General features: G+C 59.8%; 12 protein-coding genes, 1 tRNA gene and 1 pseudogene. All 14 read right to left on the reverse strand.

What is annotated here, in order from left to right:
* Window positions 1–90 (reverse strand): GTP-binding protein (locus tag E4487_RS23820; protein ID WP_003137431.1); only part of this gene is annotated, 90 nt, incomplete at its 3' end.
* Window positions 91–120: 30 nt separating this feature from the next.
* Window positions 121–2268, reverse strand: a complete 2148-nt coding sequence (gene fusA / locus E4487_RS23825) for an elongation factor G (RefSeq protein ID WP_037057235.1) — start codon at window positions 2266–2268, stop codon at window positions 121–123.
* 30 nt (window positions 2269–2298) lie between these two features.
* Window positions 2299–2769, reverse strand: a complete 471-nt coding sequence (gene rpsG, locus E4487_RS23830) for a 30S ribosomal protein S7 (RefSeq protein WP_003246741.1) — start codon at window positions 2767–2769, stop codon at window positions 2299–2301.
* A gap of 104 nt (window positions 2770–2873) precedes the next feature.
* Window positions 2874–3245: a 30S ribosomal protein S12 gene (rpsL, locus tag E4487_RS23835; RefSeq protein ID WP_004373429.1), complete on the reverse strand. Its 372-nt coding sequence runs from the start codon at window positions 3243–3245 to the stop codon at window positions 2874–2876.
* Between the two features lie 146 nt (window positions 3246–3391).
* Window positions 3392–7591 carry a DNA-directed RNA polymerase subunit beta' gene (gene rpoC / locus E4487_RS23840; protein ID WP_037057238.1) on the reverse strand — a complete coding sequence of 1400 codons (4200 nt, stop codon included), beginning with the start codon at window positions 7589–7591 and terminating at the stop codon, window positions 3392–3394.
* A 61-nt stretch (window positions 7592–7652) separates the two neighbouring features.
* On the reverse strand, window positions 7653–11726 hold the full coding sequence (rpoB, locus tag E4487_RS23845) for a DNA-directed RNA polymerase subunit beta (RefSeq protein WP_037057242.1): 4074 nt from the start codon (window positions 11724–11726) through the stop codon (window positions 7653–7655).
* A gap of 221 nt (window positions 11727–11947) precedes the next feature.
* On the reverse strand, window positions 11948–12316 hold the full coding sequence (gene rplL, locus E4487_RS23850; protein ID WP_037057245.1) for a 50S ribosomal protein L7/L12: 369 nt from the start codon (window positions 12314–12316) through the stop codon (window positions 11948–11950).
* Between the two features lie 81 nt (window positions 12317–12397).
* Window positions 12398–12898, reverse strand: coding sequence for a 50S ribosomal protein L10 (gene rplJ / locus E4487_RS23855; RefSeq protein ID WP_037057248.1), 501 nt, complete (start codon window positions 12896–12898; stop codon window positions 12398–12400).
* Between the two features lie 215 nt (window positions 12899–13113).
* Complete coding sequence (rplA, locus tag E4487_RS23860; protein ID WP_037057251.1) at window positions 13114–13809, reverse strand: 50S ribosomal protein L1; 696 nt, start codon at window positions 13807–13809, stop codon at window positions 13114–13116.
* Complete coding sequence (gene rplK / locus E4487_RS23865) at window positions 13809–14240, reverse strand: 50S ribosomal protein L11 (protein WP_021488823.1); 432 nt, start codon at window positions 14238–14240, stop codon at window positions 13809–13811. The genes rplA and rplK overlap by 1 nt, the downstream gene beginning before the upstream one ends.
* A 119-nt stretch (window positions 14241–14359) precedes the next feature.
* Window positions 14360–14893: a transcription termination/antitermination protein NusG gene (gene nusG, locus E4487_RS23870; RefSeq protein WP_037057253.1), complete on the reverse strand. Its 534-nt coding sequence runs from the start codon at window positions 14891–14893 to the stop codon at window positions 14360–14362.
* 9 nt (window positions 14894–14902) lie between these two features.
* Window positions 14903–15271: a preprotein translocase subunit SecE gene (gene secE / locus E4487_RS23875; protein WP_037057257.1), complete on the reverse strand. Its 369-nt coding sequence runs from the start codon at window positions 15269–15271 to the stop codon at window positions 14903–14905.
* A gap of 42 nt (window positions 15272–15313) precedes the next feature.
* Window positions 15314–15389: transfer RNA gene (locus E4487_RS23880), tRNA-Trp, on the reverse strand.
* A 53-nt stretch (window positions 15390–15442) separates the two neighbouring features.
* Window positions 15443–15518: pseudogene (locus E4487_RS23885) on the reverse strand (elongation factor Tu); the annotation flags it as partial.

Here is a 15518-nt window from a genome sequence, read left to right on the forward strand (position 1 = left end):
AGCGGTCAGAGTGGTCTTACCGTGGTCAACGTGACCGATGGTGCCGACGTTGACGTGCGGTTTGTTACGTTCGAATTTTTCCTTAGCCACGACAGTAAACCTCTTACTTAAAGGGCGGGATTAGCCTTGTTTTTTAACCAGTGCTTCGACGATGTTCGCCGGAGCCTCTGCGTACTTGGAGAATTCCATGGAGTAGCTGGCGCGACCCTGGGACATGGAACGAACGTCGGTAGCGTAACCAAACATCTCGCCCAGCGGAACTTCAGCACGGATGACCTTGCCGGAGACCGAATCTTCCATACCCTGGATCAGACCACGACGACGGTTCAGGTCACCCATCACGTCACCCATGTAATCCTCAGGAGTCACCACTTCCACTTTCATGATCGGCTCGAGCACCTTGCCGCCACCCTTCTGGGCCAGCTGCTTGGTCGCCATGGAGGCAGCGATCTTGAACGCCATCTCGTTGGAGTCGACGTCGTGGTAGGAACCATCGAACACGGTAGCCTTCAGGCCGATCAGCGGATAGCCGGCGACGACGCCGTTCTTCATCTGCTCTTCGATACCCTTCTGGATAGCCGGGATGTATTCCTTCGGTACCACACCACCAACGACCTCGTTAGTGAACACCAGGCCTTCAGTGATGTTGCCCTTGTCGTCCACGTCCGGAGTCGAGAAGCGAATCCAGCAGTGACCGAACTGACCGCGACCACCGGACTGACGAACGAACTTGCCTTCGATCTCGACAGCGTCCTTGGTGATGGTTTCACGGTAGGAAACCTGCGGCTTACCGATGTTGGCTTCAACGTTGAACTCGCGCTTCATGCGGTCAACGAGAATGTCCAGGTGCAGCTCACCCATACCGGAGATGATGGTCTGACCGGTTTCCTCGTCAGTCTTGACGCGGAACGACGGGTCTTCCTGAGCGAGTTTGCCCAGAGCGATACCCATCTTCTCCTGGTCAGCCTTGGTTTTCGGCTCTACAGCTACCGAAATCACCGGCTCCGGGAAGTCCATACGCTCGAGGATGATCTGCTTCTCGGGATCGCACAGGGTCTCACCAGTGGTGACGTCCTTCATGCCGATCAGAGCAGCGATGTCACCAGCGCGTACTTCTTTGATCTCTTCACGCTGGTTGGCGTGCATCTGCACCATACGACCAACGCGCTCTTTCTTGCCCTTCACGGAGTTGATGACCGACTGGCCAGACTCCAGAACGCCCGAGTAGACGCGAACGAAGGTCAGGGTGCCGACGAACGGGTCGGTCGCGATCTTGAACGCCAGAGCCGAGAACGGCTCGTTGTCGTCCGCGTGACGCTCGTCGTAGTCCGACTCTTCCATCTGCTCTTTCGGCTTCTCGGCCAGATCCGGGTGGATACCCTTGATCGCCGGGATCTCGGTCGGAGCAGGCAGGAAGTCGATGACAGCGTCCAGAACCAGGGGAACGCCCTTGTTCTTGAACGAAGAACCGCAGACAGCAGGAACGATCTCGCTCGCCAGAGTACGGGCGCGCAGACCAGCCTTGATGTCGTCGACGGACAGGTCACCTTCTTCGAGGTACTTGTTCATCAGCTCTTCGTTGGCCTCGGCAGCAGCCTCGACCATGTTGGAGCGCCATTCGTTGGCCAGGTCCACCAGCTCCGCAGGAATCTCTTCCTCGCGATAGGTAGTGCCTTTGTCGTCATCGTTCCAGTAGATGGCTTTCATCTTGATCAGGTCGACCTGACCCTGGAAGTTGTCCTCGGCACCGATGGCGATCTGGATTGGAACCGGGGTGTGACCCAGACGGTTCTTGATCTGACCGACGACGCGCAGGAAGTTGGCACCGGCACGGTCCATCTTGTTCACGTAGACGATACGCGGAACACCGTACTTGTTGGCCTGACGCCATACGGTTTCGGACTGCGGCTCAACGCCCGAAGTACCACAGAACACGACGACGGCACCGTCGAGTACGCGCAGGGAGCGCTCTACTTCGATGGTGAAGTCAACGTGACCGGGGGTATCGATGACGTTTACGCGGTACTTGTCGTACTGACGACGAGAACCTTCCCAGAAGGTGGTGATCGCAGCAGAAGTAATGGTAATACCACGCTCCTGCTCCTGAACCATCCAGTCGGTGGTCGCGGCGCCATCATGCACCTCGCCCATCTTGTGGCTCAGGCCTGTGTAGAACAGGATCCGCTCGGTAGTGGTGGTCTTGCCCGCGTCAACGTGGGCACAGATACCGATGTTACGGTAGCGGTTAATTGCTGTATTACGAGCCATAAAGCCCTCGCAAGGTTAGTGGAGCCGGAATTAGAAGCGGTAGTGCGAGAAAGCCTTGTTGGCTTCAGCCATACGGTGCACGTCTTCACGCTTCTTGACAGCAGCGCCTTTGCCTTCAGCAGCATCCAGCAACTCACCAGCCAGACGCAGAGCCATGGACTTCTCACCACGCTTGCGCGCGTAGTCCACCAGCCAGCGCATGGCCAGAGCGTTACGACGGGACGGACGAACTTCGACCGGAACCTGGTAGGTAGCACCGCCTACACGGCGGGACTTGACTTCGACCAGCGGAGCGATGGCGTCGAGAGCTTTCTCGAAGATCTCCAGGGGATCGCTGTTCTTGCGTGCTTTGACAGTGTCCAGAGCACCGTAAACGATGCGCTCGGCCACGGCCTTCTTGCCGCTTTCCATCACGTGGTTCATGAATTTGGCGAGGATCTGGCTTCCGTATTTCGGATCGTCCAGGATCTCACGCTTGGCTGCTACACGACGTCTTGGCATTGATAAGCCCTCAAACGGTCTTCAGGTTAGCTCGGGACCAACGGTGAACACCGCGCCCGACCTTACTCTTATCGACTCAACTAAATAAAAAGGATCAAGCGGCCTTATTTCGGACGCTTGGTACCGTACTTGGAACGACCCTGCTTACGGTCTTTGACGCCGGAGGTATCCAGCGAACCACGCACGGTGTGGTAGCGCACACCCGGAAGGTCTTTTACACGACCGCCACGGATCAGCACGACGCTGTGCTCTTGCAGGTTGTGGCCTTCACCGCCGATGTACGAAGACACTTCGTAGCCGTTGGTCAGACGCACGCGGCATACTTTACGCAGTGCCGAGTTAGGTTTCTTCGGCGTGGTGGTGTACACGCGGGTGCACACGCCACGACGCTGCGGGCAGTTCTGCAGCGCAGGCACGTCGGATTTCTCGACGATGCGCTTACGCGGCTGACGTACCAGCTGGTTGATAGTTGCCATCTACTAGCTCCACTGTTGTCTTTCGACGCTCACAAATAAAGATGGCAGAGCCAAACGCCCTGCCAAATTTAGGGGTGCATGAGTCTAAAGAGACTCACGCCCCCAGTCAAGGCAAAGCCCCGCCAGCGAACTGACGGGGCTTCGACTCAATTTCCGCTGGAGTTCAGCGCTTCGGTCAGTGCGGCTTCGACCTCACTGGCGCTGACGCGGACCGGCTTGTCGGCATCACGCTTGCGCTTGCGCTCGCTGTGATAGGCCAGGCCGGTACCAGCCGGGATCAGACGACCCACGACCACGTTCTCTTTCAGGCCACGCAGGTAGTCGCGCTTGCCAGTAACCGCCGCCTCGGTGAGGACGCGGGTGGTTTCCTGGAAGGAAGCCGCCGAGATGAACGACTCGGTGGACAGCGACGCCTTGGTGATACCCAGCAGTACGCGGGTGTACTTGGCGATGAACTTGTCTTCCTCGGCCAGACGCTCGTTCTCGCCCAGAACCTGGGTGAGCTCCATCTGGTCGCCCTTGATGAAGGACGAATCGCCGGACTCGCTGACTTCGACCTTGCGCAGCATCTGACGCAGGATGGTCTCGATGTGCTTGTCGTTGATCTTCACGCCCTGCAGACGGTAAACGTCCTGGATCTCGTTGACGATGTACTTGGCCAGCGCGCTGACGCCCAGCAGACGCAGGATGTCGTGCGGATCGCTCGGACCGTCGGAGATGACTTCACCCTTGTTGACCTGTTCACCTTCGAACACGTTCAGGTGACGCCACTTCGGAATCAGCTCCTCGTACGGATCGCTGCCATCGGTCGGAGTGATGACCAGACGGCGCTTGCCCTTGGTCTCCTTGCCGAACGAGATGGTGCCGCTGATCTCCGCCAGGATCGAAGCTTCCTTCGGACGACGGGCTTCGAACAGGTCGGCAACGCGCGGCAGACCACCGGTGATGTCGCGGGTCTTCGAGGTTTCCTGCGGGATACGGGCGATAACGTCACCGACCGCGATCTGCGCACCATCCGCCACGCCGACCAGGGCGTTGGCAGGCAGGAAGTACTGGGCCGGTACGTCGGTACCCGGCAGCAGCAGTTCCTTGCCGTTGGCGTCGACCATCTTGATGGCCGGACGAATGTCCTTGCCAGCAGCCGGACGATCCTTCGGATCCATCACCTCGATGTTGGTCAGACCGGTCAGTTCGTCGGTCTGGCGCTTGATGGTGATGCCCTCCTCCATGCCGACGAAGGTCACGATACCCTTCATTTCGGTCACGATCGGGTGGGTGTGCGGGTCCCACTTGGCGACGATGGCGCCAGCGTCGACCTTGTCGCCTTCCTTCACGGAAATCACAGCACCGTACGGCAGCTTGTAGCGCTCGCGCTCACGACCGAACTCGTCGGCCACGGCCAGCTCACCGGAACGGGAAACCGCTACCAGGTTGCCGTCGACACGCTCGACGTGCTTCAGGTTGTGCAGACGGATCGCACCACCGTTCTTCACCTGGACGCTGTCGGCAGCCGAGGTACGGCTTGCAGCACCACCGATGTGGAAGGTACGCATGGTCAGCTGGGTACCCGGCTCACCGATCGACTGGGCAGCGATAACGCCGACCGCCTCACCGATGTTGACCTGGTGACCACGGGCCAGATCGCGGCCGTAGCACGCGGAGCAGATGCCGTAGCGGGTTTCGCAGGTGATCGGCGAACGCACGACCACTTCGTCGACGCTGTTCAGCTCGATGAACTCGACCCACTGCTCGTCGATCAGGGTACCGGCCGGCACGATGATCTCGTCGCTGCCCGGCTTCGGCACGTCCTTGGCGATGACACGACCCAGAACGCGCTCACCGAGCGGCTCGACCACGTCGCCGCCTTCGATGTGCGGGGTCATCAGCAGACCATGTTCGGTGCCGCAGTCGACCTCGGTCACCACCAGATCCTGGGCCACGTCGACCAGACGACGGGTCAGGTAACCGGAGTTCGCGGTCTTCAGTGCGGTATCCGCCAGACCTTTACGAGCACCGTGGGTGGAGATGAAGTACTGCAGAACCGACAGACCTTCACGGAAGTTCGCCGTGATCGGCGTTTCGATGATGGAACCGTCAGGCTTGGCCATCAGACCACGCATACCGGCCAGCTGACGAATCTGGGCGGCGGAACCCCGCGCACCGGAGTCGGCCATCATGTACATGGAGTTGAAGGACTCCTGCTCGACGGTCTTGCCTTCGCGATCGACCACCGGCTCTTTCGAGAGGTTGGCCATCATCGCCTTGGAGACTTCGTCGTTGGCCTTCGACCACAGGTCGATCACCTTGTTGTACTTCTCGCCCTGGGTAACCAGGCCGGAGGCGTACTGCGATTCGATTTCCTTCACTTCCTCGGTGGCGGCATCGATGATGCGCGCCTTTTCATCCGGGATGACGAAGTCGTTCACGCCGATCGACACACCGGAGATGGTCGAGTAGGCGAAACCGGTGTACATCAGCTGGTCGGCGAAGATGACGGTGTCCTTCAGACCCACGGTGCGGTAGCACTGGTTGATCAGCTTGGAGATCGCCTTCTTCTTCATCGGCTGGTTGACCACGTCGTAGGACAGGCCGGCCGGTACCACCTGGAACAGCAGCGCGCGGCCGACAGTGGTGTCGACGATGCGGGTGTTCTTGCTGATCGAACCGTCTTTCTCTTTGACGGTTTCGTTGATACGCACTTTCACACGGGCGTGCAGGGACGCTTCGCCGGCGCGGAACACGCGGTCGACTTCCTGCAGGTCGGCGAAGACGCGACCTTCACCCTTGGCGTTCACCGCTTCACGGGTCATGTAGTACAGACCCAGAACCACGTCCTGCGACGGTACGATGATCGGCTCGCCGTTGGCGGGCGAGAGGATGTTGTTGGTCGACATCATCAGCGCGCGCGCTTCCAGCTGGGCCTCGAGGGTCAGCGGCACGTGCACGGCCATCTGGTCACCGTCGAAGTCGGCGTTGTACGCGGCGCAGACCAGCGGGTGCAGCTGGATGGCCTTGCCTTCGATCAGAACCGGCTCGAACGCCTGGATACCCAGACGGTGCAGGGTCGGTGCACGGTTGAGCAGCACGGGATGTTCGCGGATGACTTCGGCGAGAACGTCCCAGACCTCGGGCAGTTCGCGCTCGACCATCTTCTTGGCCGCCTTGATGGTGGTCGCCAGACCACGGGCTTCCAGCTTGCCGAAGATGAACGGCTTGAACAGTTCCAGAGCCATCTTCTTCGGCAGACCGCACTGGTGCAGGCGCAGGGTCGGGCCCACGGTAATAACGGAACGACCGGAGTAGTCCACGCGCTTACCGAGCAGGTTCTGACGGAAGCGACCTTGCTTACCCTTGATCATGTCGGCCAGCGACTTCAGCGGACGCTTGTTCGAGCCGGTGATGGCGCGACCGCGACGGCCGTTGTCGAGCAGGGCGTCGACCGCTTCCTGCAGCATGCGCTTTTCGTTGCGCACGATGATGTCCGGCGCCGACAGATCGAGCAGGCGCTTCAGACGGTTGTTACGGTTGATCACGCGGCGATACAGATCGTTCAGATCCGAAGTCGCGAAGCGGCCACCATCCAGCGGCACCAGCGGACGCAGGTCCGGCGGCAGAACCGGCAGAACGGTCAGGACCATCCACTCCGGCAGGTTGCCGGAGTCCTTGAAGGCTTCCATCAGCTTCAGGCGCTTGGACAGCTTCTTGATCTTGGTCTCGGAGTTGGTCTGCGGAATCTCTTCACGCAGGCGACCGATCTCGTGATCCAGGTCGATGGCGTGCAGCAGCTCGCGCACGGCTTCGGCGCCCATGCGCGCGTCGAAGTCGTCACCGAACTCTTCGAGGGCTTCGAAGTACTGCTCGTCGTTCAGCAGCTGCCCCTTCTCGAGGGTGGTCATGCCCGGATCGATCACCACGTAGCTCTCGAAGTAGAGCACGCGCTCGATGTCACGCAGGGTCATGTCCATCAGCAGGCCGATACGGGACGGCAGCGACTTCAGGAACCAGATGTGGGCGACCGGCGAGGCCAGTTCGATGTGCGCCATGCGCTCACGACGAACCTTGGCCAGCGCGACTTCAACGCCGCACTTCTCGCAGATCACACCGCGGTGCTTGAGGCGCTTGTACTTGCCGCACAGGCACTCGTAGTCCTTGACCGGGCCAAAGATCTTGGCGCAGAACAGGCCGTCGCGCTCTGGCTTGAAGGTACGGTAGTTGATGGTTTCCGGCTTTTTAACTTCACCGAACGACCACGAACGGATCATCTCAGGCGAGGCCAACCCGATGCGGATGGCGTCGAACTCTTCGATCTGACCCTGGTTTTTCAGCAAATTCAGTAGGTCTTTCAAGGCCTTTCCTCCTGGCGGAGCGGAGAGCGGGCTAACCGCCCCGCTCTCCTCACGTCGCGTGTTATTCGGTTTCCAGATCGATGTCGATGCCGAGCGAACGGATCTCTTTGATCAGCACGTTGAAGGACTCGGGCATGCCCGGCTCCATGCGGTGATCGCCATCCACGATGTTCTTGTACATCTTGGTACGGCCGTTCACGTCGTCCGACTTCACGGTCAGCATTTCCTGCAGGGTGTAGGCGGCACCGTAGGCTTCCAGCGCCCAGACCTCCATCTCCCCGAAACGCTGACCACCGAACTGCGCCTTACCACCCAGCGGCTGCTGGGTAACCAGGCTGTAGGAACCAGTGGAACGCGCGTGCATCTTGTCGTCCACCAGGTGGTTCAGTTTGAGCATGTACATGTAGCCGACGGTGGTCGGGCGCTCGAACTGGTTACCAGTACGACCGTCGAACAGACGCATCTGGCCGCTTTCCGGCAGATCAGCCAGCTTCAGCATGGCCTTGATCTCGGTTTCCTTGGCACCGTCGAACACGGCAGTCGCCATCGGCACGCCGCCTTTCAGGTTCTTCGCCAGCTCGAGGATCTCGTTGTCGGAGAACTCGTCGAGGTTTTCCTGACGACCGCCGATCTCGTTGTAGATCTCGGCGAGGAACTTGCGCAGCTCAGCGATCTTGCGCTGCTCTTCGAGCATGCGGTTGATCTTCTCGCCCAGGCCCTTGGCCGCCAGGCCCAGGTGGGTTTCGAGGATCTGACCGACGTTCATACGCGACGGTACGCCCAGCGGGTTGAGGACGATGTCGACCGGCGTACCGTTGGCGTCGTGCGGCATGTCTTCGACCGGCATGATCACCGAGACCACACCCTTGTTACCGTGACGACCGGCCATCTTGTCACCCGGCTGGATGCGACGGCGGATGGCCAGGTAGACCTTGACGATCTTCAGTACGCCCGGAGCCAGGTCATCGCCCTGCTGCAGCTTGCGCTTCTTGTCTTCGAACTTGTCGTCGAGCAGCTGACGGCGGTCGGAGATGTAGGCCTGGGCCTTCTCCAACTGCTCGTTCAGCGCGTCGTCGGCCATGCGCAGCTTGAACCACTGACCACGCTCGAGGCCGTCGAGGAACTCGTCGGTGACCGCGCTGCCTTTCTTCAGGCCGGCGCCGCCTTCGGCGATGGCACCCACCAGAGCGGAACGCAGACGCTCGAAGGTCGCGCCTTCGACGATGCGGAACTCTTCGTTCAGATCCTTGCGGATCTCGTCGAGCTGCTCTTTCTCGATGGCCAGGGCACGGCTGTCGCGCTCGACACCATCACGGGTGAAGACCTGTACGTCGATGACGGTACCCTTGGTGCCGGTCGGCACGCGCAGGGAGGTGTCCTTCACGTCGGACGCCTTCTCACCGAAGATCGCACGCAGCAGCTTCTCTTCCGGAGTCAGCTGGGTCTCGCCTTTCGGGGTGACCTTGCCGACCAGGATGTCGCCCGGGCCGACTTCGGCGCCGACGTAGACGATACCGGCTTCGTCCAGCTTGTTCAGTGCAGCCTCACCAACGTTCGGGATATCCGAGGAGATTTCCTCTGGGCCGAGCTTGGTGTCACGCGCCACACAGGTCAGTTCCTGGATGTGGATGGTGGTGAAGCGGTCTTCCTGAACCACGCGCTCGGACAGGCAGATGGAGTCTTCGAAGTTGAAGCCGTTCCACGGCATGAACGCAACGCGCATGTTCTGACCTAGCGCCAGTTCACCCATGTCGGTGGACGGGCCGTCAGCCATGATGTCGCCACGCGCAACCTGATCCCCCTTGCTCACCAGCGGACGCTGGTTGATGCAGGTGTTCTGGTTGGAGCGGGTGTACTTGGTCAGGTTGTAGATGTCGACACCGGCTTCGCCAGTTTCGACTTCGTCATCATTGACGCGAACCACGATACGGCTGGCGTCGACCGAGTCGATCACACCACCGCGACGGGCCACGACGCAGACACCGGAGTCACGGGCGACGTTGCGCTCCATGCCGGTACCTACCAGCGGCTTGTCGGCGCGCAGGGTGGGTACAGCCTGACGCTGCATGTTCGAACCCATGAGTGCACGGTTGGCGTCGTCGTGCTCGAGGAACGGAATCAGCGAGGCAGCGACGGAAACAACCTGCTTCGGCGAAACGTCCATCAGGGTGACGTCTTCCGGCGCCTTCACGGTGAATTCGTTCAGGTGACGTACGGCAACCAGCTCGTCGACCAGCTCACCCTTGTCGTTCAGGGTGGCGGAGGCCTGGGCGATCACGTGATCGGCTTCTTCGATGGCCGACAGGAACACGATGTCGTTGGTGACCTTGCCTTCCTTGACCACGCGGTACGGGCTTTCCAGGAAGCCGTACTGGTTGGTGCGGGCGTAGGCAGCCAGCGAGTTGATCAGACCGATGTTCGGACCTTCAGGCGTCTCGATCGGGCACACACGGCCGTAGTGGGTCGGGTGTACGTCGCGGACTTCGAAGCCGGCGCGCTCACGGGTCAGACCACCTGGGCCGAGTGCGGATACGCGGCGCTTGTGGGTGATCTCGGAGAGCGGGTTGTTCTGGTCCATGAACTGGGAAAGCTGGCTGGAACCGAAGAACTCCTTCACCGCCGCCGCAACCGGCTTGGCGTTGATCAGGTCCTGCGGCATCAGGCCTTCGCTTTCGGCCATCGACAGACGTTCCTTGACCGCGCGCTCGACACGCACCAGGCCCACGCGGAACTGGTTCTCGGCCATCTCGCCGACGCAACGTACGCGACGGTTACCCAGGTGGTCGATGTCATCGACGATGCCTTTGCCGTTACGGATGTCGACCAGGGTCTTCAGTACGGCAACGATGTCTTCCTTGCTCAGCACGCCCGAACCTTCGATCTCGGTACGACCGATACGACGGTTGAACTTCATGCGGCCGACGGCGGACAGGTCGTAACGCTCGGCGCTGAAGAACAGGTTGTTGAACAGGGTCTCGGCTGCGTCCTTGGTTGGCGGCTCGCCCGGACGCATCATGCGGTAGATCTCGACCAGCGCTTCCAGCTGATTGGTGGTGCTGTCGATCTTCAGGGTGTCGCTGATGAACGGACCACAGTCGATATCGTTGGTGTACAGGGTCTCGAAGCGGACAACCTGTGCCTTGGACATCTTGACCAGCAGGTCGGCGGTCAGCTCGGTGTTGCACTCGGCGATGATTTCGCCGGTGGCCGGATGCACGACGGCCTTGGCAGTGGTGCGGCCAATGACGTACTCGAGCGGAACGTCCAGCTCTTTGATGCCAGCCTTGTCCAGCTGGTTGATGTGGCGGGCAGTGATACGACGGCCCTGCTCCACGATCACCTTGCCGCTGCCGTCCTTGATGTCCAGGACCGCGACTTCACCGCGCAGGCGCTGAGGCACGAGCTCCAGGCTCAGGCCTTCGCTCTTAACGTGGTAGACGTTGGTGTCGTAGAAGGCATCCAGCACTTCCTCGGTGCTGTAGCCGAGCGCGCGCAGCAGGACGGACGCCGGCAGTTTGCGGCGACGGTCGATACGCACGAATACCGCGTCCTTCGGGTCGAACTCGAAGTCCAGCCAGGAACCGCGGTAAGGGATGATGCGAGCGGAGTACAGCAGCTTGCCCGAGCTGTGGGTCTTGCCACGGTCGTGGTCGAAGAACACGCCCGGCGAGCGGTGCAGCTGGGAAACGATCACACGCTCGGTACCGTTGATGACGAAGGTACCGTTCTCGGTCATGAGCGGGATTTCGCCCATGTACACTTCCTGCTCTTTGATGTCCTTGATCGCTTTGTTCGACGATTCTTTGTCGAAAATGATCAGACGCACCTTCACGCGCAGCGGCACGGCGAAGGTCACGCCACGCAGGACGCACTCCTTGACGTCGAACGCCGGATCGCCCAGGCGATAGCCGACGTACTCCAGAGCGGCGTTGCCGGAGTAGCTGATGATCGGGAATACCGATTTGAAGGCCGCATGCAGGCCGATGTCACGGAACTGTTCCTTGCTCGCCCCTTGCTGCAGGAATTCGCGATAGGAATCCAGCTGGATGGCCAGGAGGTAAGGCACATCCATGACATCCGGCAACTTGCTAAAGTCCTTGCGGATACGTTTTTTCTCAGTGTATGAGTAAGCCATCAGCGTTCCCCAGCTTGGTCACCTGCTTATTTGGCCAGCGCCGGCGGCGATGACCAGAAAATCGTGCAAACCCTCGGTTTGCGGCCGCCTCTCGGGCGGGATCTTCCCGATCCCAGGCTGACTGACGAACAGCCAACCTAGAACGGAAAAAGGCCGGTGGCAAAAGCCACCAGCCATCAGCCTTGTGCGAGTCGCTCGGGCTGTAGACGCAAGGTGCGAACTTACTTGAGCTCGACCTTGGCGCCTGCTTCTTCCAGGGCTTTCTTGGCAGCTTCGGCTTCTTCTTTCGAAGCGCCTTCCTTGACCACGCCCGGGGCGCCGTCAACGACAGCCTTGGCTTCTTTCAGGCCCAGACCGGTCAGCTCGCGAACAGCCTTGATCACGTTCACTTTCTTGTCGCCAGCTTCAGCCAGAACGATGGTGAACTCGGTTTGCTCTTCAGCAGCCGGAGCAGCAGCAGCCGGACCGGCAGCAACAGCAGCAGCAGCGGTAACGCCGAAGGTTTCTTCCATCGCTTTGATCAGCTCAACGATTTCCATAACGGATTTCTGGCCGATAGCTTCGATGATTTGCTCGTTAGTCAGGGACATGACTATCAATTCCTGTATTGGGGTGACGGCCTTACGCGACCATCAAATTAAACATGTGATTTCGAAAGTGCTTACGCGGCCTTAGGCAGCAGCAGCTTCTTTCTGGTCGCGAATAGCTGCCAGCGTGCGAGCGAGTTTGCTGGTGGCGCCTTGAATCACGCTCATCAGCTGGGCAATGCCCTCTTCGCGGGTCGGCAGGCTTGCCAGTACGTCGATCTGGTTTGCTGCGAGGAACTGGCCCTCGAACGCAGCTGCCTTGATCTCGAACTTGTCCTGACCCTTGGCGAAATCCTTGAAGATACGGGCAGCAGCGCCCGGATGTTCGTTGGAGAACGCGATCAGGGTCGGGCCTTTGAACACGTCGTTGAGCACGTCGAACTGAGTGCCTTCAACAGCGCGCTTGAGCAGGGTGTTACGTACGACTTTCACGTACACACCAGCCGCTCGGGCCTCTTTACGGAGTCCGGTCATTGCGCCGACGGTCACGCCACGGGCATCAGCCACGACAGCGGACAGACCGGCTTTGGCAGCCTCGTTGACTTCAGCGACGATGGCCTTCTTGTCTTCGAGTTTAATTGCCACGGGTTTACTCCTGGATGTTACCGTTTCGTCCGACATGGGCCGGACGGCGTTTTGGTGTCTGATTCGGTATGAATCGGGAGCACCATCTGCGTAGGCTCAGGGAGATCGCTCTCTCTGCTTTAAAGCTTGCGCCACCTACGGTCTTGGATAGCCCCCGCCAGGCAGGGACCCCAATTTTTTCAAAGCCGGCAGCACAAGGCTGCCGGCTCAATCACTTACGCGTCGAGCGAAGCCTGATCGATGATCAGACCAGGACCCATGGTGGTGCTCAGGGTCACACGCTTGACGTAGATGCCTTTCGAAGTCGACGGCTTCAGACGCTTCAGGTCAGCCAGCAGGGCTTCCACGTTCTGCTTCAGCGCGGTGGCTTCGAAGCCGACCTTGCCAACGGAGGTGTGGATGATGCCGTTCTTGTCGGTACGGAAACGCACCTGACCAGCCTTGGCATTCTTGACCGCGGTAGCGACGTCCGGAGTCACGGTGCCGACTTTCGGGTTCGGCATCAGACCGCGCGGGCCGAGAACCTGACCCAGCTGGCCAACAACGCGCATGGCGTCCGGGGAAGCGATGACGACGTCGTAGTTCAGGTCGCCGGCTTTCATTTCGGCAGCCAGATCGTCCATACCTACCTTGTCGGCACCAGCAGCCAGAGCGGCTTCAGCGCCCGGACCCTGGGTGAACACGGCAACGCGAACGCTTTTACCGGTGCCGTTCGGCAGAACGGTGGCGCCACGAACGACCTGGTCGGATTTACGCGGGTCTACGCCCAGGTTCACGGCGACGTCGAAGGACTCGGTGAACTTGACAGCAGACAGCTCGGCCAGCAGGCCGGCAGCTTCTTCGAAGGTGTAGGCCTTGCCGGCTTCAACCTTGGCCGCAATGGCCTTTTGGCGCTTGGTCAACTTAGCCATTACACACCCTCCACGTTCAGGCCCATGCTACGAGCGGAGCCGGCGATGGTGCGCACGGCCGCATCCAGGTCAGCGGCAGTCAGATCGGCCTGCTTGGTCTTGGCGATCTCTTCCAGCTGAGCACGGGTAACGGTGCCTACTTTGACGGTGTTCGGGCGAGCGGAGCCGCTGCTCAGGCCAGCGGCCTTCTTCAGCAGTACCGATGCCGGGGTGCTCTTGGTTTCAAAGGTGAAGCTACGGTCGCTGTAAACGGTGATGATCACAGGAGTCGGCAGACCAGGTTCCATGCCCTGAGTCTTGGCGTTGAACGCCTTGCAGAATTCCATGATGTTGACACCGTGCTGACCCAGAGCCGGACCAACGGGTGGCGACGGGTTTGCCTGACCGGCTTTAACCTGCAGCTTGATATAAGCCTGAATTTTCTTAGCCATTAGCTACTCCAATTTCGGGTTCGAACGCCTGACGGCTCCCCGAGGTTACTTACGCATTTATCCCAGTGACGACAAAACCCCGCAGCCTAAGGCTGCGGGGTGTGGGATGCTTATGTCAGTTATGCCTTCTCGACCTGACTGAACTCCAGCTCGACCGGGGTGGAGCGACCGAAGATGGTCACTGCAACCTGGATACGGCTCTTCTCGTAATTCACTTCTTCGACCACACCACCGAAATCGGCGAACGGGCCATCGACAACACGAACCATCTCGCCCGGCTCGAACAGCGTCTTCGGCTTGGGCTTGTCGCCGTTATCGGCAACACGACGGAGAATGGCTTCAGCTTCTTTCTCGGTGATCGGCGCCGGCTTGTCGGCAGTACCACCAATGAAGCCCATGACGCGCGGCGTATCCTTGATCAAGTGCCAAGTCGCCTCGTTCATTTCCATCTGGACCAGAACATAGCCAGGGAAGAACTTGCGCTCACTCTTGCGCTTCTGACCGTTGCGCATCTCGACCACTTCTTCAGTGGGCACGAGAATTTCGCCGAATTCATCTTCCATTCCAGCGAGTTTCACGCGCTCGATCAGCGAGCGCATCACATGCTTCTCGTAACCCGAGTAGGCATGCACGACGTACCAACGCTTAGCCACGAGACACCCTTAACCAACAATCAGGGAAACAAGCCAACCGAGCAGGGAATCGAGCCCCCACAACAGCAGCGCCATTACCAGGACAACCGCGACCACGATCAATGTGGTCTGCGTGGTTTCCTGACGGGTCGGCCAAACAACTTTACGAATCTCGACGCGAGCTTCTTTCAGCAGAACCGCGAACGCCTGGCCACGAGCAGTCTGAAACGCCACGAAGGCAGCAACAGCACCCAGAGCAACCAGACCCAGAACACGATACAGAACCGGCTCAGCAGAGAAGTACTGATTACCTACGACACCCACAACAACCAGGGCAGCGACAACCAGCCACTTGACCAGATCAAAGCGAGAGTCTTTGGCTTCAGCCTTAACATTCATTCGAGAAGATCCTGTGAAAGACACGCCAGATTCGTTAGAAAATGGCAGGTCAGGAGGGAATCGAACCCCCAACCTGCGGTTTTGGAGACCGCCGCTCTGCCAATTGAGCTACTGACCTAAAGCAAAATCAGGCCGACCATTATGCCGGCCTGAGAGGAACAGATCAACCGATTACTCGACGATCTTGGCAACCACGCCGGCGCCGACGGTACGACCGCCTTCGCGGATCGCGAAGCGCAGGCCGTCT

Source organism: Pseudomonas sp. BMW13, assembly GCF_013357275.1.
GTDB lineage: Bacteria > Pseudomonadota > Gammaproteobacteria > Pseudomonadales > Pseudomonadaceae > Aquipseudomonas > Aquipseudomonas khazarica.